Source organism: Cypionkella sinensis (genome assembly GCF_042646385.1).
GTDB lineage: Bacteria > Pseudomonadota > Alphaproteobacteria > Rhodobacterales > Rhodobacteraceae > Cypionkella > Cypionkella sinensis.
In genome coordinates this window covers 591023-610656 of the sequence record NZ_JBHRTO010000002.1, presented here as the reverse complement: position 1 = coordinate 610656, position 19634 = coordinate 591023, and the positions used below count along the sequence as shown (strand labels likewise).

Below are 19634 nucleotides of genomic sequence, written 5' to 3'. Positions count from 1 at the left end.
GGCGCGGCATTTCATTGCTCGAGGCCCCATGACACTAGACTCCGAAAGCCTGCCGTATCGCCCTTGCGTGGGCGTGATGCTGATCAATCCGCAGGGTCTGATCTTTGCCGGGCAGCGGTTGGATAATCCGGTGCCAGCCTGGCAGATGCCACAGGGCGGCATTGACGATGGCGAAAAGCCACGCGCGGCGGCGCTGCGCGAGTTGTGGGAAGAAACTGGCGTGACGGCTGATCTGGTCGAATTCGTCGCCAAGACTGATGATTGGGTGACTTACGATCTACCGCCCGATTTGCTTGGCAAAGTCTGGGGCGGCAAATATCGCGGTCAGCGGCAGAAGTGGTTTCTGTTCCGGTTCTTGGGCGAAGATCGCCAAGTGAACATCGACATGGATCACCCCGAGTTTTCAAAATGGTGCTGGATCGGGGCGGACGAGATGATCGCCGCCATCGTGCCGTTCAAGCGCAAGGTCTATGAAGAAGTTGTGCAGGTGTTCCGGCCTTATCTGGCCTGAACCGCTTTGCGATAGCTGATCGAGGTTGGCTGCGCAAAGCCCGGATGAGCGGTGCGGCTAGTCTCAACAAAGCCCATGGCCTGAAATGCGGCTTGGTTTTCCAGCAGTTCCACGCGGGTTTGCAATTCCACCGCCGCCAGTCCCAAGGCGCGGGCACGGCTTTCGGCGACCTCGACCAAGGCCCGCGCCATGCCCTTGCCACGTGTGCTGGCGCTGACGGCGAGTTTTCCAAGATACAGCGAATCCGCCTGCAACGTCAGAAACATACAGGCCAAGGGCGGCGTGCCTACCACCCAGATTTCACCGTTTTCGGCAGTGCTGGCCATGTCTGCTTCCGTCAGTCGGTGCATTGACGAGGGCGGGTTGATCCGCGCATCCATGTAAGCGAATTCGCTGCGGATCAGGCGCAGGATCGCGGCCCAATCGAATGGGGCTGTTGCGCGATAGGGCATCATCTGCGCGGCAATCCGTCGGACAGATGCAGCCAAGGCAGCATTTCGGCAGTGTGAACATGGTCTTGCGGGGTGTAGAGGCTGGGATCATCCAGCAAGGCCGCGTAGAAGTGGATCTCGCCGGGAAAGTGCGCGCTGCGATAAGCCATCTGCGTGCCGCAGGTGGCGCAGAAATCGCGCCACACCCCGGGGGATGAGGCATAGGTGGCAGGGGCATCACCCGTCCATGCCCAGGTGCCATCTGCGACACCGAAGAACGAGGTGAACGGGGCGGCGCAGGCGCGACGGCAGCTTTCGCAATGGCAATGACTTTGCCACAGCGGGGCTGCGGTGCAGTGAAAGCGCGTGGCCCCGCAGAGGCAATGGCCGGAATAGGGTGGTGTCATTTCGGCTCCTTTGTCGCAAGCCTGCGGGTTGGGGCCAGATCGGTCAAGCCTGATCCACCCGAGGCTCTGCGCTGTCATTTTGCGCAATATCTTGGGGATAAGCGCACAAGTTGCGCCATATGGGGCGTGTCCGCGTTGACTCGGTGACCCCTCGCTTGCGACAGTGGACGACCGAAGGAATCAGGACCACGCCTTTGCGTTTTACCAAGCTGCGCTTGAACGGCTTTAAAAGCTTTGTGGACCCGACCGATCTGGTCATCCACGACGGGCTGACCGGGGTGGTTGGCCCCAATGGCTGTGGCAAATCCAATCTGCTGGAAGCGATGCGCTGGGTGATGGGCGAAAACCGTCCCTCGGCGATGCGCGGCGGCGGGATGGAGGATGTGATTTTCAACGGCGCGGCAAGCCGGGGCGCGCGGCATTTTGCCGAAGTCGCGCTGGTGATGGACAACAGCGATCGGCTGGCACCTTCTGGGTTCAACGATGCGGACACCATCGAGATCACCCGGCGGATCACCCGCGATGCGGGGTCTGCTTATAAACTGAACACCAAGGATGTGCGCGCGCGTGATGTGCAGATGCTGTTTGCCGATGCCTCGACCGGGTCACACTCACCCGCGCTGGTGCGGCAGGGGCAGATTTCGGAACTGATCAACGCCAAGCCGAAAGCGCGGCGGCGGATACTTGAGGAAGCGGCGGGGATTTCCGGGCTTTATGCGCGGCGGCATGAGGCTGAGTTAAAGCTGTCGGGGGCTGAGACCAATCTGCTGCGGGTGGATGATGTGCTGGAGAGTCTCGCGCAGCAGCTTTCGACTCTTACCCGGCAGGCCAAGCAGGCAGCGCGCTATCGTGAGATCGGTGAGGAACTGCGCCGTGCGGAAGGCCAGTTGCTGTATCGCCGTTGGCGCGAGGCCGATATTGCCCGCGCCGAGGCCGATGGTCTGTTGCGCCAGCGTCTGACCCAAGCCGCGCAGGCCGAGGCTGCCGCGCGTCTGGCCGCCAAGCAGCGCGAGGCGGCAGAGGATTCGCTGCCGCCCTTGCGCGAGGAAGAGGCGATTGCCGCCGCGATCTTGCAGCGGTTGATGGTGCAGCGCGATCAGTTGGGCGATCAAGAGGCGCGGGCGCGGGCGATGATCGAAACCCTGCGCGGGCGGATTGTGGAACTCGACCGAGATGCGGAACGTGAGGCCAGCCTGAACCGTGATGCGGGCGAGGTGATTGCGCGGCTGGATTGGGAGATCGAGCAGCTTTTGCGCGCGCATGACGGCCATGAGGATCGGCTGACCGAGGCCTCGGACGTAGCGCGTGAGGCTTCGGCAGTGTTGACCGACCGTGAGGGCGTGTTGTCACAGGCGACCGAGGATGCAGCGCGGCTTGCGGCACGGCACCAATCGGTGCAGCGGATGTTGGCGGATACCAAGACCGCCGTGCAAAAGGCCGAAACCGAGGCGGCGCGGGCCAACGATGCGGTGGTGGCAGCAGAGGCGGCGCTTGCTACGGCAGGCGATGCGTTTGACGCCGCCGAAGAAGCGCAGGTTGTGGCGGCTGAAACCGCCGAGGCTGCCGAAGAGGCCTTGCTTGCCGCCGAAGATGCGCGCGCAGAAGTGCAGGGCCGCGAGGCCGAAGCGCGCGCGGCGCGGTCTGAGGCGGAAGGCGAGGCCAGCGCTCTGCGCGCCGAAGTGGCGGCGTTGACGCGGCTGGTCCAGCGCGAGGCGCAGTCGGGGCATCAGTTGCTCGATCTGCTGGTGGTGGAGCCGGGGCTGGAAAAGGCCATCGGTGCGGCGCTGGCGGATGATCTACGTGCGCCGGAAGTTGCGGGCGATAAACGCTCGGGCTGGGTGGCGTTGCCGGATTATCCGCATCCGCAGGGCCTGCCTGCCGGGGCGGTGGCGCTGTCGAACCATGTGCAGGCTCCGGCGGTTTTGGCGCGGCGGCTGGCGCAGATTGGCCTGATCGCGCGCGAGGATGGCCCCCGCTTGCAAGCCGATCTGCAACCGGGGCAGCGGTTGGTCTCGGTTGAGGGCGATCTGTGGCGCTGGGATGGTTTTCGCGCCGGGGCCGAGGATGCGCCCTCGGCGGCGGCGCTGCGTTTGCAGCAGTTGAACCGGCTGACGGCGCTGAAACGCGATCTGGAGGAGGTCGCCGCACGGGCCGAGGGCGCTGCGCAGGCGCATGTGATGTTGCAAACAAGGCTCGCCGAATTGGCGCAGGCCGACCAGCGCGCCCGCGATGCGCGGCGCGGCGCGGATGCGCGGGTGGCCGAAGCGGGGCGAATGGCGGCGCGGGCCGAGGCCGATAAATCCATCGCAGGCGGCAAGCTGGATGCCGCACGTCTGGCTGTGGCGCGCTATGACAGCGAGGCCGTCGAGGCGCGCGAACGGCTGGAAGCGGCGCTGGCTGCGGAGGAGGATCTGCCCGAACTGCACAGCGCGCGCGAAGCGGTGGAGGCGGCGAAACTGGCGGTGGAAGCTGCGCGCATCACCATGATGGCGCGTAGGTCTGCGCATGACGAACTGCGCCGCGAGGGCGAGGCGCGGGTCAAGCGGCGTCAGGAAGCGGTCAAGGAATTGTCGGGATGGAAGCATCGGCTGGACACTGCCGCCAAGCGGATTGCGGAATTGGCCGAGCGCCGCGCCGAGACGCAAGAGGAGTTGTCTGAGGCCTCTGCCGCGCCCGAGGAAATCGCCATCAAGCGCGAGGAACTCAGCGATGCGATCACCGAGGCCGAAGCGCGCCGCACGGTGGCCGCAGATGCGCTGTCTGCCGCCGAGGCGGTGTTGCGCACCGCCCGCGATACCGAGCGCGAGGGCGAGCGGTTGGCCGGTGAAGCGCGCGAGGCTCGCGCCCGCGCTGAGGCCCGTGCCGAGGCAGCCCGTGAAAGCGTGACCCTTGCCGCCGAGCGCATCGCCGAGGAACAGGGTGCCACCCCCGATCAGTTGCTGGACACGCTGAAGGTCGAACCCGACAAGATGCCGGATGCCGAGACGTTGGATACCAATGTGCAGCGGCTGAAACGCCAGCGTGAGGCTTTGGGTGCGGTGAACCTGCGCGCCGAGGATGACGCCAAGACGGTTTCTGATGAATATGATGCGCTGGCGCAGGAAAAGCTTGATCTGGAAGAGGCGATTAAGAAGCTGCGCACGGGCATTGCCGGGCTGAACCGCGAGGGACGTGAACGGCTGTTGACGGCGTTTGAACAGGTGAACGCCAATTTCGCGACCCTGTTCACGCACCTGTTCAACGGCGGCGAGGCGCGGCTGGTGCTGGTGGAATCGGATGATCCGCTAGAGGCCGGGCTGGAGATCATGTGCCAGCCGCCGGGCAAGAAACTCGCGACGCTGAGCCTGCTGTCGGGCGGCGAGCAGACGCTGACGGCGCTGGCGCTGATTTTCGGGGTTTTCCTCGCCAATCCGGCGCCGATCTGCGTGCTGGACGAGGTGGACGCGCCACTGGATGATGCCAACGTGACGCGGTTCTGCGACTTGCTGGACGAGATGACCCGGCGCACCGAAACGCGGTTTCTGATCATCACCCACCATGCGGTGACGATGGCGCGGATGGATAGGTTGTTTGGCGTCACGATGGCCGAGCAGGGTGTCAGCCAGTTGGTCTCGGTCGATCTGAAACGCGCTGAGGCTTTGGTCGCCTGATGGAAGATCTGCTGCGGGCGGCCGGATTCATCGGCGTGGAACAGGTGGACGGGGTGATTTACGCCCGCAGCGATGCGGCCTTGCCAGAGTTTACCGCAACGCAGACCGATGCCGGTTGGCAGTTGGCACAATGCTGGCCATTGCGGGCGACGGCGGCGCAGATTGCGCAGTGGAACGCACGGCACCCCGGCGTGTCGATGGACATTTGGCAAGGCGAAACCCGGATTATCCTGCTTGCGACGCCCGAAAGCCTTGCAGCTTGGGGTGATCTGACGCGCGAGATGGTGGCGCGCTGCGTGGCGTGGCGGCGCGCGACTCGGCAGCGGGACGAGGGGATGTAAGCTAACCTGCGAATCGGGCGGGCGCGTCACCGGGGCTTGATTTCCTCCTCAGGTTGTGACGAAGATCTAAGGAGGGGATGTGGCGAGATCGCTAATGGCTGATTTGCGACAATTCGGCCACGCACGCGGGGTGTTTCTTTATCGCGTTCCAACTCTGTCATAAAATTAAGCACTTCGCAGGCAAACTTGGCGACAGGTAAGGAGGCGATGATGCTGGAGTTTCTGCCACAGGATATTCGCGACGGTCTGGATGCGGCGCGCAAACGCGAGGCTTCGCGGAAATCGCGTCTACGCGTGCAGGTGGGCGAGGCGGTGTTTCCGGTGATCCGCTGCTGGCATGATGGCTTTGCGCTGGATGCCGCGCTGACCCCGCATCTGCGCGGGCTGGTCGATGTTTACGACGGCTCGCGGCATATTTTTCAATGCCTGATCGTCGCCTCACTGGTCGAGAATGGCGATTTGGTCTGCGACTTCAAGCGCATGACCCTTGTGTCGGATCATGCGCCGCTGGATTATGAACGCGACGAAAACGCCCCTGTGGCGCTGTTGCCCAGAGCCTGAGCGCGGCTATTGCAGATCGGCGAAGGCAGCTTGCAGCCGTTGCACAGCCTCGACCACAACCGCGCGGGGCGTCGCCAGATTGAAGCGCAGGAACGACTCGCCCCCGGCCCCGAACGGCGTGCCATGGTTGCTGGCGATCTTGGCCTGCTTTTCCACCCGCTCGATGAACTCGGCCTGCGCCATACCGGTGCCCGTGAAATCCACCCAAGCCAAATAAGTCGCCTCTAATGGCATCGAGCGCAGCCCCGGAATCTGAGCAATGCCATCGTTGAAAATCTTGGCATTGCCCGCAAGGTATTCGCAAAGCGTATCCACCCACGCGGCACCTTCGGGCGAATAGGCAGCGGTCGCCATAAACATGCCGAAAGAGTTCGGCGAGATGCCCATCGCGTTCATCCGCTCGGCGAAACGCGCGCGCAGTTTGGGATCGGCGATGATCACGTTGCCCGAATGTGCGCCTGCAATGTTGAAGGTCTTGGTGGTTGCGGTCATCATGACCAGACGTTCACTTATCCCCGGCAGGGTCGCCATGACAGTGTGCTTCTGACTAGGCATCACAAGATCATGGTGAATTTCGTCAGACACCAGCAACAGGTTGTGGCGCGCACAAAAGTCAGCCACGCCCTGCAACTCGGCCACCGTCCAGACACGTCCGCCCGGATTGTGCGGAGAACACAGGATCAGCATGGTTTCCTTGCCTGTCATCTGCGCATCCCAGGCGGCGAAATCCATTTCATAACGCCCGTTCACATTAGCGAGCTTGCACTCTACCACCTGCCGCCCGGCGCCTTTGATCACCCGCGCGAAGGCGTGATAAATCGGGGTGAACAGCACAATGCCATCTCCCGGCTGGGTAAACGCATCCACGCACATGGCGGTGCCATTCACCAAGCCGTGCGTGGTGAAAATCTGATCCCGCTCAACCGTCCAGCCGTGGCGGGTCTGCATCCACCAGCGAATAGCGTCGAGATAGGCGGCGTCATCGCCGTAATAGCCATAGACGCCATGCGCCAACATGCCTTCAAGCGCCTTTTGCACGCAGGTGGGCGGGCGGAAATCCATATCCGCCACCCACATGGCAATGCCGTCCTTGGCGGGCACGCCGTAGAAGGCTTCCATCGAATCCCATTTGACAGAATGGGTTCCAAAGCGATTGATTGGGGTATCGAAGGTCATGATCGTCCTGTTTCGGTTTGGTATTTCATTCTAGTTATGACATGTAAATCGGTATGTCTTCCCTGATTGATGATCAATATCGGAATAATGAACCTATAAACGGCATCTAATGGGGAATTTATCCTGGAGAGTAGACTTTATTGGTGATTTCACGGAATCCCTCCCGCCCTCTTGCACGATTTGCCCCCGCGCCGTAAATCCCAAACATGATACGCGATATCCTGATACATCCCGATCCGCGCCTGAAAAAGCCCTGCGAGCCGATCGCAGCGGTCAGCGCCGAGATTTCTGCGCTGGCGGCGGACATGCTTGAAACCATGTATGACGCGCCCGGTATCGGCTTGGCCGCGCCGCAGATTGGCGTGATGAAGCGAATCATCGTGATGGATTGCATCAAGGACGGCCCGCCCGAGCCTATGGCCCTGCTGAACCCGGAGGTGCTTTGGTCGTCGGAAGATCTGGGCAGCTATGAAGAAGGTTGCCTGTCGATCCCCGATCAATATGCCGAGGTGAAGCGGCCCAGTTCGGTCAAGGTTGGCTGGATGGATCTGGACGGGGCACCGCAGGAACGGCTGTTCACCGGGTTGTGGGCGACCTGCGTGCAGCATGAGATTGACCATCTGAATGGCAAGCTGTTCATTGATTATCTGGGCCCGCTGAAGCGGCAGATGATCACCCGCAAGATGGAAAAGCTGAAACGGGAACGCGCGCGGTCTGGTCCCGAAAGCTGATGGCCGTTCTGCCGATCTTGCGCTGGCCAGATCCGCGGTTAACGACCGTTTGTTCGGAAATTTCCGGCGATGTTTCGGGCTTGGCGGCGGATATGCTGGAAACCATGTACGCAGCGCCCGGTCGAGGTTTGGCTTCGCCGCAGATTGGCGCTCTGCTACGGCTTTTTGTGATGGATTGCACCTGGAAGGAAGGCATTTATGCGCCGCGGGTGTTGATCAACCCCAAAGTCCTCTGGGCCTCGGAAGAAACCGCGACCGGGCCAGAGGGTTGCTTGTCTTTGCCAGGGTTGACCAGCCAGATCGCACGCCCGGTTGCGGTGCGGATGCGGTGGATTGGTCTGGATGGTGGCCAATATGAAGAAGCATTCACAAACTTTGCAGCCATCTGCGCGCAGCACGAGCTGGATCATCTGAACGGCGTGCTGACGCTGGATCATCTGGACCCGGCCGCGCGTGCCCAAGCCGAAAAGGCCCTTACATGACCGTCAGACTCTGCCTGCCCTTCCCGCACCCGTGCCTGCGCACGCCCGCGCAGCCGGTGGCAGAGATCACCGCTGAGACGCGGGCGATTTGGGCCGACATGGTCGATACGATGGATGCGATGCCGGGGTATGGCCTCGCTGCGGTGCAGATTGGTATCTCGCAAAGTCTGGCGGTAGTGGATTGTTCCGAGCAGCGCGGGCAGGCCATTCTGATGGCCAATCCGCAGATCTTGCACGCCTCGGGGCAGTTCCGCGAACATGAGGAAGCCTCGCCCAATCTGCCCGGCGTTTCTGCCATCATCAGCCGCCCGCGTGCGGTGACGGTGCGCTATCTGAATGCGGAAAATCAGATCGAGGAGCGCGATTTCGTCAATCTGTGGGCGACCTCGGTGCAGCATCAGATCGACCATCTGGCGGGCAAGATGTTTTTTGACCACCTGTCTGCGGTGAAGCGCAAGATGTTGATTGCGCGGGCAGAAAAATTGCGGAAACGGCAATGAAAATCATTTTCATGGGCACGCCGGATTTCTCGGTTCCGATCCTGAAAGAGCTGGCGCAACATCACGAGATTGTCGCCGTCTACTGCCAACCACCCCGGCCAGCGGGGCGCGGAAAAGCCGACCGTGCCAGCCCGGTGCAGCAATGTGCCGAGGCCTTGGGGTTGCCGGTGTATCATCCCGTTTCGCTGCGCACATCCGAGGCGCAACAGGCGTTTTTTGATCTGCAGGCCGATCTTGCGGTGGTCGTGGCCTATGGCCTGATCCTGCCGCAAGCGGTGCTGGATCACCCAAGGCTGGGCTGTGTGAACATCCATGCCTCGCTGCTGCCGCGTTGGCGGGGGGCCGCACCGATCCATCGCGCGATCATGGCGGGGGATGCCGAAACCGGCGTCTGCATCATGCAGATGGAGGCGGGCCTGGATACCGGCCCGGTGCTGGCGCGGGCGCAGACGGCGATCGGGGCCGAGGAGACCACCGCAGACCTGCATGACCGACTGGCAGCGATGGGTGCGCGGTTGATCAGCGCGACGATTTCAGATTTGCCGCGGCCTGCCGTGGCGCAATCCGAACAGGGGGTCATATACGCCACCAAGATCGACAAGGCCGAGGCGCGGGTGGATTGGGCACAGCCTGCCGCCGTGGTGGATCGCCAGATAAGGGGGCTGTCGCCGTTTCCGGGGGCCTGGTGCGAGATCAATGGCGAGCGGGTGAAGCTGCTGCGCTCGCGCCTTGCCGAAGGCGCAGGGCGGGCAGGGCAGGTGCTGGATGGCTTGCGCGTGGCTTGTGGTGACGGCGCAGTGGAAATCACGCTGGCGCAACGCGAGGGCAAGCGGCCGATGTCGGCGGGCGATATTCTGAACGGGCTGAAGCTGCCCGAGGTTCTGAGCTAAAGCGGGCGCGGTGGGGCTTTAGTAGCCCTTCACCGTCTCGACACTGGTCTGCTTCACCGCTGCCAACTGCGTGGCGATGGCAGAGGCGAACATCCGTGCGTCGGTCAGCAGCGAGGCGAAATCATAGCCTTGCGCGAACATACGGCGGATCATCTCGGGCGAGCCGGTATGAATCCCGGCGCAACGCCCTGCGGCTTTGGCACGGGTGGCAATTTCGGCAATCGCGTCAAGCACTTCGGTAGCGGTCGGCTCTAGCGTGGGTTGGTAGCCCATCGACAGCGCAAGGTCAGACGGGCCGACGTAGACGCCGTCGATGCCTTCCACCGCAAGGATCGCATCCAGATTGCCAAGCGCCTCGCGGGTTTCGATCATCGCAAAGACGGACACGGCAGTGTTGGCGGTTTGGGCGTAGTTTGCGCCATGTACCAGATTGGCGCGGGTGGGGCCAAAAGACCGCGCGCCCAAGGGTGCGTAGCGGGTGGCCTGCATCAAGCGTTTGGCGTCATCGGGCGTATTGATCATCGGACAGATCAACCCGGCAAAGCCTGCATCCAGCGTTTTCGCGATGATCCCAGGTTCATTCCACGGCACGCGGGCCATCACCGGGGCGGGCAGGGGTTGCATCACTTGCAGCATGGTGAGGGCGGATTGATAATCAATCAGCCCATGTTGCAGATCAATCGTCATCAGATCAAAGCCCTGCCGCGCCATGATCTCGGCGGTGATCGGTGACGGGATCGCGCACCAGCCGTTGACGGCTTTGGTTCCGGTGGCGAAAAGCTGGTGCAGCGGGGTCATGCGGTTCCTAACACGGTTGATCAAGCCAGTTCCGCAAAGCGGTTTGCGTGGCCTGCGGGTTTTCCAATGGCGGTATATGACCTGCATCGGGGATGATTGTCAGCCGCGATTGTGGCATCGCTGCGTGCATTTGATCATGACGGTCACGCGGGCAAAGCTGATCATGCGCGCCCATCAGCACCAAAGTAGGGCCTTTGAACGTGGCGAGGGTCGCGGTCTGATCGGGACGGTCGCGCAAGGCGCGGGACTGGCGGGCGAAGGTTTGCGGGCCAAGGTCAAGCGCCATATCCAGACATAGATTGGCAAGTGTTTCTTGATGCTGTGCGAAATAGCGCGGAATCATGTCAGCCATCACGCCTGCCAGATCGCCAGCGAAGGCGCGGGCGATCTGCGGCGCGCGCAGGGCTTGCACCTCTGGCAGTTCTGCGCGGGGGTTGGTGTCGAGCAGGGCAAGACGCCTGACACGCTGCGGTGCTTGCCGCAGCACCTCCATCGCGACGATGCCGCCCATCGACAGGCCTGCAAGGTCAAAGCTGTCGGGGGCGGTTTGCAGGATGGCGGTGGCCAGCGCTTGAACGCTGTCGGCGCCGGTGCTGGCCCCCGTGATGTCGGCGTGCAGCACCGGGGGCAAGCCTGCAAGCTTGCCCCACATCCGCGCGTCACACATCATGCCGGGGATCAGCAGTAGCATGGTTTACAGCAACCGCCCGGTTGCACCCGCCGCATCTTCGGTGCTGATCACCCGGTAGAGCGAGGCCTCGCCGGTCATCGCGGGTGCAAGGCTATGCTCCAGCCCCGGCGGAATCGCAGCGGTATCGCCGGGATTCAGAGCCGTGGTGCCGCCCGCCCAGCTCAGCCGCCAGTGGCCGCGCATCGGCATCAGAATCTCATGCTGATCAAGGCTGTAGGTGGTGTCTGGAATGGAGTTACGCGACAGGAATTCCACCTCAAACCCCGGACGGTCGCGCAGCTTGCCTTCCGCACCGATCACCTTGGCGGGCTGACGATCAGACAGAGCCATCAAGTCCCAATAGCGCGCGACGCAGTTCGGGATCACTTCGGCAGTGGTGGGTTCGGGGAAGGCTTTCAACTCTTCTTCGGTCAACAGCGGCATCGGCACAACGCCTTCGGGCAGGTTCTGGCCCTTCTTGGTGTCGTAAAGCTTGCCGTTCTTCCCAAGGATCAAGCCGTAATCCTTGGCGTCGGTGATCACTTGCGGCGCCCAGACCACGCCACCGCCCGCATCGTCGCCGCCCAACACGGCCATGATCATCCCGTAATCGGTGCCGACGTTTTCAAAGGCGCGGAAGATGCCGGTGGGGATGTTGAATATGTCGCCTTCCTCGGCAATGAACTCGCCAGCCGTGCCATAGCGGCCCCAGAAGAACCGCCAGCGGCCCTTCAGCACGAAGAACACTTCGGCGGTGCGGTGGGTGTGGAGCGAGTTGCGGCAACCCGGCGGTTGACCTGCCGCCCCGATGTTAAAGCCAGGCGTTTCGCGGATATGCACGTGCTGATCCGGGCTTTCCGAAACGCCACCACCGATGATGGTGAAGTTTTCCTTGCGGTTTGATCCCGGCGTATGCGCGTCGATAAACGCGGTCTTGCAGGGGCGCAGATCGCCATAGCGGACGATGCGGGCTTCCATTTCTTGCGGAGTCATAGGGCACCTTTGCGGTTAATCGGCGGTCCAGCCGCCATCGATAAGAAGAGAGGTTCCGGTGATCAGGCTGGCGGCATCCGAGGCCAGAAAGGCCACGGCCCCCATGATGTCGGTGACTTCGCCGACGCGGCCCAGTTTGATCTTGCTGGCGATCCACGCTGCACGTTCGGGGTTGGCGAAGGTGGCGGCGGTCAGGGCCGTGCGGATGAAGGTCGGGGCGATGGTGTTCACGCGGACCCCATGCTTGCCCCATTCAATCGCCATGCTTTTGGTCATGCCTTCGACGGCGTGTTTGGTGGCGGAATAAACTGCGCGGTCGATACCGCCGACATGCGCCATCTGGCTGGTGATGTTGATCAGGCTGCCGGGTTTGCCTTCGGCAATCAGCCGGGCGGCAACGGCGCGGGTCAGAAAATAGGCGGCGCGCAGGTTCAGGTTGCTGGCGAAATCGAAATCCTCGGGTGTGGTCTCAATCGCCGGGCTGTGGCGCGCACCACCCGCCGAGTTCACCAGAATGTCGAAGGCGGGCAGGGCTGCCAATGCGGCTTCAGTCGTCATGGTATCGGTGATGTCCAGCGGTAGGGCGTGGGCCACAAAACCCTCGGCCCGCAATTCATCAACCAATGCCGCCAGCTCACCAGCACGGCGGGCGCAAAGCGAAACTTCGGCCCCCTGTTCGGCCAATGCCACGGCGCAGGCCAACCCGATGCCAGACGACGCCCCCGCGACCAAGGCGCGGCGGCCATCAAGACGGAAGGATGGCGTGCGCGGCAAGCTCATTCGGCTGCCGCTCCGTAAGGCACGTTCTGCCCGCCGTAACGGCGCACGCGGATGTTGCACTGTTCGGCATGGCCGACGAAACCTTCCAGCATACACAGGCGCGAGCCATAGGCGCCGATTTCGGCTGCGGCGGCGTCGGTGGTGATGCGCTGATAGCTGTGGGTTTTCAGGAACTTTCCAACCCAAAGCCCGCCGGTATAGCGGCCAGCTTTCTTGGTGGGCAGGGTGTGGTTGGTGCCGATCACCTTGTCACCATTGGCAACATTGGTGCGTGGGCCCAGGAACAGTGCGCCATAAGAGTGCATGTTTTCCAAGAACCAATCGTCGCGGTTGGTCATCACCTGCACATGTTCCGAGGCGATGTCATTGGCGACCGACAGCATCTCATCATAGCTGTCACAGACAATGACTTCGCCGTAATCCGCCCAACTGACCGAGGCCGTCGCGGCGGTGGGCAAGATTTTCAGCAGGCGATCCACTTCGGCCATCGTCGCCTCGGCCAGTTTGCGGCTGTTGGTCAGCAAGACGGCGGGCGAGTTGTAACCATGCTCGGCTTGGCCCAGCAGGTCGGTGGCGCAAAGTTCGGCATCCACGGTATCATCGGCGATCACCATGGTCTCAGTAGGGCCAGCGAACAGATCAATGCCGACGCGACCATAAAGCTGGCGCTTGGCTTCGGCGACGAAGGCGTTGCCGGGGCCAACGAGCATATCGACGGGCTTGATGGTTTGCGTGCCAATCGCCATCGCGCCGACCGCCTGCATCCCGCCCAGAACATAGATTTCATGCGCGCCGCCCAAAGCCATCGCGGCCACAATCGCCGGATGCGGCGCACCATTGACCGGGGGGGCCGAGGCGACAATGCGCGGCACGCCCGCAACGGATGCGGTTAGCACCGACATATGCGCAGAGGCAACCATGGGAAACTTGCCACCCGGCACATAGCATCCGACCGATTGCACCGGGATATTGCGATGACCGAGGAAGACGCCGGGGAGGGTCTCGACCTCGATATCCGTCATGCTGGCGCGCTGCGCTTCGGCAAAGCGGCGGATCTGGGTCTGCGCGAAACGGATGTCCTCCATATCGCGGGCGCTGACCTTTTGCATCGCGGCTTCGATCTCGGACGGGGTCAGGCGAAAGCTGGACGGGTCGTAGCGGTCGAACTTCACCGACAGATCGCGCACTGCCGCGTCGCCGCGCGCTTCGATATCGGCCAGCACAGATTCGACGGTGGCGCGGGTTTTTGCATCGTCGGCGGCGCGTTCGGTTTCGGGCTTGCCACGTTTGAGCCAGGTTACAGCCATTTCAATCCTCGGCAGTGAATACGTTTGCAATATGGATAGACCAAGGCTGGGCAAGATGGCAAGCCACTTGTGCAGATTTCTGCGAAAACCCGCCTCGTGTGTATGGCGCAATAGCTTAATCAGAAACAAAACCCCTTTGATTTAAGCAGGTTGCGGGCAAAATGAGTGGGATCGTGAAACAGGGCTTTGCAATCGTATGCAGATTGGATAGCTTATTGGCAAAGCAAAGGCCCCGCTGGCCCGAAAGGAGCATGATGTCGAACCTGTCCGAAGCCTATCCTGCCGCCAAGATTTCCTGGGTGAAGGCACCCACCCGCAATGCCGAAAGCGATAACAAGCCGGTGGCCGAATTGGTGGCCAAGATCCTTGCCGATGTGAAGCTGCGTGGCGATGCGGCGGTGCGGGAATATTCCGCGCAGTTCGACAAATCGGATTTGCAGGTGTTCGAGGTGACGCCAGCGCAGCGTGAGGCGGCGGTCGCGGCTCTTGATCCGCAGACGCGCAAGGACACCGAATTCGCCATCGCCAACGTGCGTCGCTTTGCCGAGGCGCAACTGGCGACGATTCTGCCGCTGGAGGTCGAGCCGCTGCCGGGTGTGTTCATGGGGCATCGGGTGATTCCGATTGACCGTGTGGGCTGCTATGTGCCGGGTGGGCGGTTCCCGTTGTTGTCGGCGCCGATCATGACCATTGTTCCGGCCAAGGTGGCGGGTGTGCCTGAAGTGATCGCTTGCTTGCCGCCCAATGCACATGAGGCGATGGTGGCGGGGTGCCATCTGTCGGGTGCGGATCGGATTTTCCGCATTGGCGGGGCGCAGGCGATTGCGGCGATGGCGTTTGGCACCGAAACCGTGCCGGGGGTGATGAAGATCATGGGGCCGGGCAATGCCTTTGTGAACGAGGCCAAACGGCAAGTGTTTGGGCCGGTGGGCATTGATCAGCTTGCGGGGCCGTCGGAGATCTACATTCTGGCCGATGAGACCGGCGATGCCGAGATGATCGCGACCGACCTTTTGGCGCAGGCAGAGCATGATGTGCGCACGCGTGTCGGCTTGATCACCACGCATCGCCCGCTGGCTGAGGCTGTGGTGGCCGAGGTGGAAAAGCAGATGAAAACCCTGTCCACCGCCCATGTCGCGGAACCGGCTTGGCGCGACTATGGCGAGATCGCGGTGTGTGAGGATGAAGCGGCGATGATTGCCTATTCGGATTTCATCGCGGCGGAACACCTTCAAGTGCATACCGCTGATGCGCATGGGTTTGCGAAAAAGCTGCGTAACTATGGGTCGTTGTTCATCGGGGAATTGGCCTCTGTGGTCTATTCCGACAAATGTTCGGGCACCAACCACACGCTGCCGACCATGGCGGCGGGGCGTTATACCGGCGGTTTGTGGGTGGGGGCCTATGTGAAGATCGCCACGCATCAATGGCTGGAGCCGCAGGGCGTGGATCAGGTGGCACCGCCTGCAGCGCGGCAGGCGGCGAGCGAAGGGCTTGAGGGCCATCGCCGGGCGGCGCAACTGCGTCTGGATCGGATGCAGCGCGGGTAATCGCTTTCCCATCTGGGAATGACTTGTGCCTTTGTAAGCTTTATCGGCCCTAAACCACAACATGTTGTGGTTTAGGGCCGGTTTGCATTTGAACTGCCCGTCGCAACGGCCAGCGCTGGCGGGGGGACGTGATGTCCCCCCGCACCCCCTTGTGCGATTACAGAGTAACGTCCAGAAAAGTGGGAACATCTGGGAAGTGGTGAGAAGCGCCGTGATTACGGGGGCTAAAGGGGATGCAGGGGGCGTGAAGGTTTGCGCGTGATGAAGTTTGCCGAGGCGCGGAAAATGGCCTTCGGCGGGGTCTGCGACGGCCTTGCGGTCTGGTTGGACGTAGCGGGCAAAGCACCGTCTAAACGCCCATAAAATAAGACTTTAATACAGGGGTTTGGCGGGATTTGGGCGCATTGGACTGGGCTTTGGTCGGCTGGAACTGGGAACAGCGCTTTCCAGAAAGAAAACACCGTCCCAGTTGGCGATAATAAACTGATAGAAATACGAAACTGGATGCTGCGTCACAATTAAGCCGCCAGGCGTCTGGGAAGTGATTTTGCCGTGAGCCGACGAATGTGAAAGTCGCTGCCAAACTGCCGCGATCCGACCTGATAGCGAAATGCGCGCTTGCAGCGGAGGACAGCTATGCGGACAACTTCGCCGTTCCCGGCAGAGATCGTCATTGGTAGTCTAAGAACAACTGGATTAGGTCATCCGTTTGAACGATGCTGGCGGACGGAAATCTACTCGGCATTTGGTCGTGTTTCCCCGACCACGTCAGATGCACAAGGTAAAAGCTGCTAGCGTCGGCGATCTTAGCCACCAATACATCGTCGTTGGCGTCGCATTTCGCAATCACTTTCAACTCACTAAGGGATTGGAATAGAAAGTGCTCGGGCCCGATTTCTTTTCTGAGTTCTTCTGTGTATGCCTCGGCCAGGTTGTCAGGTAATGGCCACCAAGGGGAACCTTCTGGGATCGAAAGAGTAACTCTGGCCATACACTGCGCTCCTAAAGCGGAAGACGTCAACGCTTGGGTATAGCTTCCGAAAATGCAAAAGACATCAAACTTTTCGCTGTCGCTTCGGGCCCCTACGCGCCGCCACTGTGGGTCTTATTGAATGCGAATGGCCGCAATGGGCTCTTCACGTCGATCTGGCTGTCGGCCCATGCCAGCGGCGCTGGACCGAGCAAAGCGTGGCCGCTATGTGGGACGGAGCGGGCGCTTATAGTCGATGCCATCACGCAAAAGCTCGTTGCTGCGGACTCTGCTGGCACACCCCCTGCGGGATCATCAAGTGGAAATGGAGTTAGAAGCTTGGCCGCTGGCAGGAATGGTCGGTGGCCTGCTCGAACGCGTGGGCGGCGGCGCAGATCAGGTCTTCGCAGCCGATCCGGCCCACCAGTTGCATCCCCAGTGGCAGGCCTGCGTCAAAGCCGATTGGCACGGAAATGGCGGGTTGGCCTGTCAGATTGAAGGCGATGGTGCGCATCGGTGTCCACACCGCTTTTTCGCCATCGAAGGCGGAAAACGGCAGCGCAGGCGTCAGGGTGGTGGCGGTCAGGATCAGATCGAAGCCGTCCATCGCCGCCAGCATGGCGGCGGTCAGGCTGGTTTGGGCAAGGCGGGCTTGCGCCAGATCATCGTCACCAATCGCCGCCCCGAAGGCCAGACATTGCAGCACCGGGCGGCCATAAAGTGCGGCCCTGTCGCGGATCAGATCGCGGTGTTCGGCCAAAGCCTCGGCATGCAGGATTACCGAGGCGGCGGCCTCGTAGGGCGCGTAGTCGGGCAGGGTGATTGGGGTGATGCTGGCGCCCAGCATGGAAAGCTGTGCGGCGGCATCATCCATGGCGCGGATCAGCGCGGGGGCGGCTTGGGGATCATCCGCGAACCAATCACGGGCGTAACCGATCCGCAGGCCGCGCGCGCCTTGGGCCAGCTTGCCGCTGGCGGGGCGCCATGCGGAGGGGTCGGCGGTGATCGCATCCAGCATCAGCGCGGCATCGGCGACCGAGGCGGCAATCGGGCCGGTGTGATCAAGCGCGGGCGAGAGGGGGAAGGCCCCGGCGCGCGCGACGCGGTCGTAGCTGGGCTTCAGCCCGACGCAGCCGCAATAGGCCGAAGGGCTGCGGATTGACCCACCCGTATCGGTGCCAAGCGCCATGCGCACAAGGCCCCCCGCCACCGCCGAGGCCGAGCCAGAGGACGACCCCCCGGTGATATGCGCGCGGTTCCACGGGTTGCGCGCGGGCGGTTCCGGCAGGGTCAGATCGGGGCCGACCATGGCAAATTCGTAGGTCGCGACCTTGCCCAGCACCACCGCGCCTTGGGCGCGGAGCAGGGCGACGGCAGGGGCATCGGCATCGGCAATCCGGCCTGCGAGCACGGCCGAGCCGCTGGTGGCAGGCAGGTCTGCCACGTCGATCAAGTCTTTGACCAGAAACGGGATTCCGCACAAGGGGCCAGCCTGACCTGCCGCCAGCAGGGCATCGGCGCGGTCGGCTTCGGCCAAGGCCTGCGGGTTCAGATGGGTGACGGCGTGCAGATGCGGATTGCGGGCGGCACAGCGGGCCAGCGCAGCCTCGGTCAACGCGCGGGCGGTGAGGGTGCCTGCGCGCAGGGCGGCTGCGACGTCTTGCAGGGGCAGGTCGAGGGCTTCGGTCATAACTGGGATGCTAACCATTTTTCAACGCGGGCGATCTCGGCCCGCAGGTGCTGCGCCCCGGCCCAAGCGGCGGCGAAGGCCTTGTCATCCAGCGTCAGGCCCAAGGCGACCAAGCGGGCGCGGAAGGTGGCTTCGGTCATCGTGCGATCCCGATGCGGCGGGTAGAGCTGCGGATCACCAGTTCGCCCGGCAGCACCACGCGGGATACTTTCGGCTGATCGGCGGCGATCCATGTCATCAGCATGTCGACGGTTTCCTGCACCATCTGATCGACGCGCTGGCGATAGGTGGTGAGGTTATAGGCGGGCCATGCGGCGGGGGGGACATCGTCGAAGCCGACAACCGAGACATCCTCGGGCACCCGCAGGCCGAGTTCAAACCGCAGCACATCCATCACCGCGAAGGCCATGTGATCATTGGCGACGAACACCGCATCGGGGCGGCGCTGGGTGGCAAACAGGGTGCGCGCGGCCATCTGCGCGGTGCGGTAATCGAAATTGCCATCGGCGCGGGCGAACAGCTCTTGCCCCGCCTCGGCCAGCCCTGCGCGAAAGCCTGCCTCACGGTCGGCCTGGGTCGAGGCCCCGGCAAAGCCCGCGATATAGGCGATGCGGCTGTGGCCGGTGGCGCAGAGGTAATCGGCCAAGGCCTTGCCGCCGGCGAAATTGTCGGAGGTGACGGAGGAGAGGTTCTTATCCTCATGCGCGCGGTTGAACAAAACCACCGGGATGCCGGTTTCCTGACAGCGGGCGGCAAGGTCAGACGACATCGAGACCGATGCCATCACGATGCCATCCACTTGATAATCCAGAATTTCACGGATCACCTGATCGACGTTGACGCTGGTTTGCGGGGCCAGAAAGATCAGCACATGGTAGCCGACTTTCTGCAGTTCGGTCGAAAGCCGCTCGACCATCTCGGGGTAGAAATAGTTCTCCAGATAGGCCACAACCAAGCCGATGATACGGCTTTTGCCGGATTTGAGCGAGCGCGCCAGCACGTTGGGGCGGTAGCCCAGTTGCAGGGCTGCCGCACGCACCTTGTCGGCGGTTTTCTGGCTGACGGATGAGCCGGGGGTGAACACCCGGCTGACCGCCGATTGGCTGACACCGGCAAGCGCTGCCACCTCGAGCGATGTCACTTTTTCATTGGCCACCAGAACACTCCCCCTGCTTTGGCGCAGTTTGCGTCAAAGG

At 62.3% G+C, this 19634-nt stretch carries 20 protein-coding genes; 9 read left to right on the top strand and 11 right to left on the bottom strand.

What is annotated here, in order from left to right:
* The first annotated feature begins 28 nt into the window (after positions 1–28).
* Positions 29–511, top strand: coding sequence for an RNA pyrophosphohydrolase (locus ACFOGH_RS18050; RefSeq protein ID WP_380074564.1), 483 nt, complete (start codon positions 29–31; stop codon positions 509–511).
* Here ACFOGH_RS18050 and ACFOGH_RS18045 read toward each other — a convergent pair.
* The gene (locus ACFOGH_RS18045) at positions 499–963 is read right to left on the bottom strand and encodes a GNAT family N-acetyltransferase (protein WP_380074563.1); all 465 of its coding nucleotides are present in this window, start codon (positions 961–963) and stop codon (positions 499–501) included. The two genes, ACFOGH_RS18050 and ACFOGH_RS18045, sit on opposite strands and share 13 nt — an antisense overlap.
* Positions 963–1349 (bottom strand): GFA family protein, encoded by a 387-nt coding sequence (locus tag ACFOGH_RS18040; RefSeq protein WP_380074562.1) that lies wholly within the window; start codon positions 1347–1349, stop codon positions 963–965. Before ACFOGH_RS18040 ends, ACFOGH_RS18045 begins: the two co-directional genes overlap by 1 nt.
* Positions 1350–1543: 194 nt before the next feature.
* Between ACFOGH_RS18040 and smc the strand changes: the two genes are divergently transcribed.
* The 3 genes from smc (at position 1544) to ACFOGH_RS18025 (ending at position 5901) form a co-directional block, all read left to right on the top strand.
* On the top strand, positions 1544–4999 hold the full coding sequence (smc, locus tag ACFOGH_RS18035; protein WP_380074561.1) for a chromosome segregation protein SMC: 3456 nt from the start codon (positions 1544–1546) through the stop codon (positions 4997–4999).
* The gene (locus ACFOGH_RS18030; protein ID WP_380074560.1) at positions 4999–5340 is read left to right on the top strand and encodes a hypothetical protein; all 342 of its coding nucleotides are present in this window, start codon (positions 4999–5001) and stop codon (positions 5338–5340) included. The genes smc and ACFOGH_RS18030 overlap by 1 nt, the downstream gene beginning before the upstream one ends.
* 210 nt (positions 5341–5550) lie before the next feature.
* Positions 5551–5901 (top strand): hypothetical protein, encoded by a 351-nt coding sequence (locus ACFOGH_RS18025; protein WP_380074559.1) that lies wholly within the window; start codon positions 5551–5553, stop codon positions 5899–5901.
* A gap of 6 nt (positions 5902–5907) precedes the next feature.
* Here the strand turns inward: ACFOGH_RS18025 and ACFOGH_RS18020 are convergent, their stop codons facing one another.
* Positions 5908–7077: a MalY/PatB family protein gene (locus ACFOGH_RS18020; protein WP_380074558.1), complete on the bottom strand. Its 1170-nt coding sequence runs from the start codon at positions 7075–7077 to the stop codon at positions 5908–5910.
* 206 nt (positions 7078–7283) lie between these two features.
* Here ACFOGH_RS18020 and def (ACFOGH_RS18015) point away from each other — a divergent pair, with 206 nt between their 5' ends.
* Genes def (ACFOGH_RS18015) through fmt form a run of 4 tightly spaced genes read left to right on the top strand, consistent with a single transcriptional unit; the run spans position 7284 to position 9680 of the window.
* A complete protein-coding gene (gene def, locus ACFOGH_RS18015) occupies positions 7284–7808 on the top strand; it encodes a peptide deformylase (protein ID WP_380074557.1) in 525 nt (174 codons plus the stop codon).
* Positions 7808–8290: a peptide deformylase gene (gene def, locus ACFOGH_RS18010; protein WP_380074556.1), complete on the top strand. Its 483-nt coding sequence runs from the start codon at positions 7808–7810 to the stop codon at positions 8288–8290. The genes def (ACFOGH_RS18015) and def (ACFOGH_RS18010) overlap by 1 nt, the downstream gene beginning before the upstream one ends.
* A complete protein-coding gene (gene def / locus ACFOGH_RS18005) occupies positions 8287–8790 on the top strand; it encodes a peptide deformylase (RefSeq protein ID WP_380074555.1) in 504 nt (167 codons plus the stop codon). Before def (ACFOGH_RS18010) ends, def (ACFOGH_RS18005) begins: the two co-directional genes overlap by 4 nt.
* Positions 8787–9680 (top strand): methionyl-tRNA formyltransferase, encoded by an 894-nt coding sequence (fmt, locus tag ACFOGH_RS18000; RefSeq protein ID WP_380074554.1) that lies wholly within the window; start codon positions 8787–8789, stop codon positions 9678–9680. Before def (ACFOGH_RS18005) ends, fmt begins: the two co-directional genes overlap by 4 nt.
* 18 nt (positions 9681–9698) lie before the next feature.
* Here the strand turns inward: fmt and ACFOGH_RS17995 are convergent, their stop codons facing one another.
* From ACFOGH_RS17995 to hisD (ACFOGH_RS17975), 5 genes are read right to left on the bottom strand one after another with little or no spacing between them, the layout of a single operon-like run.
* Complete coding sequence (locus ACFOGH_RS17995; RefSeq protein ID WP_380074553.1) at positions 9699–10478, bottom strand: HpcH/HpaI aldolase family protein; 780 nt, start codon at positions 10476–10478, stop codon at positions 9699–9701.
* A 7-nt stretch (positions 10479–10485) separates the two neighbouring features.
* Complete coding sequence (locus ACFOGH_RS17990; protein ID WP_380074552.1) at positions 10486–11169, bottom strand: alpha/beta fold hydrolase; 684 nt, start codon at positions 11167–11169, stop codon at positions 10486–10488.
* Positions 11170–11172: 3 nt separating this feature from the next.
* Complete coding sequence (locus ACFOGH_RS17985) at positions 11173–12141, bottom strand: cupin domain-containing protein (protein WP_380074551.1); 969 nt, start codon at positions 12139–12141, stop codon at positions 11173–11175.
* 15 nt (positions 12142–12156) lie between these two features.
* Positions 12157–12921: an SDR family NAD(P)-dependent oxidoreductase gene (locus tag ACFOGH_RS17980; RefSeq protein ID WP_380074550.1), complete on the bottom strand. Its 765-nt coding sequence runs from the start codon at positions 12919–12921 to the stop codon at positions 12157–12159.
* A complete protein-coding gene (gene hisD / locus ACFOGH_RS17975; RefSeq protein ID WP_380074549.1) occupies positions 12918–14228 on the bottom strand; it encodes a histidinol dehydrogenase in 1311 nt (436 codons plus the stop codon). The genes ACFOGH_RS17980 and hisD (ACFOGH_RS17975) overlap by 4 nt, the downstream gene beginning before the upstream one ends.
* 251 nt (positions 14229–14479) lie before the next feature.
* Between hisD (ACFOGH_RS17975) and hisD (ACFOGH_RS17970) the strand changes: the two genes are divergently transcribed.
* Positions 14480–15778: a histidinol dehydrogenase gene (gene hisD / locus ACFOGH_RS17970; protein ID WP_380074548.1), complete on the top strand. Its 1299-nt coding sequence runs from the start codon at positions 14480–14482 to the stop codon at positions 15776–15778.
* A 1301-nt stretch (positions 15779–17079) separates the two neighbouring features.
* Here hisD (ACFOGH_RS17970) and ACFOGH_RS17965 read toward each other — a convergent pair.
* From ACFOGH_RS17965 to ACFOGH_RS17955, 3 genes are read right to left on the bottom strand one after another with little or no spacing between them, the layout of a single operon-like run.
* Positions 17080–18438, bottom strand: a complete 1359-nt coding sequence (locus tag ACFOGH_RS17965) for an amidase (protein ID WP_380074547.1) — start codon at positions 18436–18438, stop codon at positions 17080–17082.
* Complete coding sequence (locus tag ACFOGH_RS17960; RefSeq protein ID WP_380074546.1) at positions 18435–18578, bottom strand: hypothetical protein; 144 nt, start codon at positions 18576–18578, stop codon at positions 18435–18437. The genes ACFOGH_RS17965 and ACFOGH_RS17960 overlap by 4 nt, the downstream gene beginning before the upstream one ends.
* A complete protein-coding gene (locus ACFOGH_RS17955; protein ID WP_380074545.1) occupies positions 18575–19594 on the bottom strand; it encodes a LacI family DNA-binding transcriptional regulator in 1020 nt (339 codons plus the stop codon). The genes ACFOGH_RS17960 and ACFOGH_RS17955 overlap by 4 nt, the downstream gene beginning before the upstream one ends.
* Positions 19595–19634 lie beyond the last annotated feature (40 nt).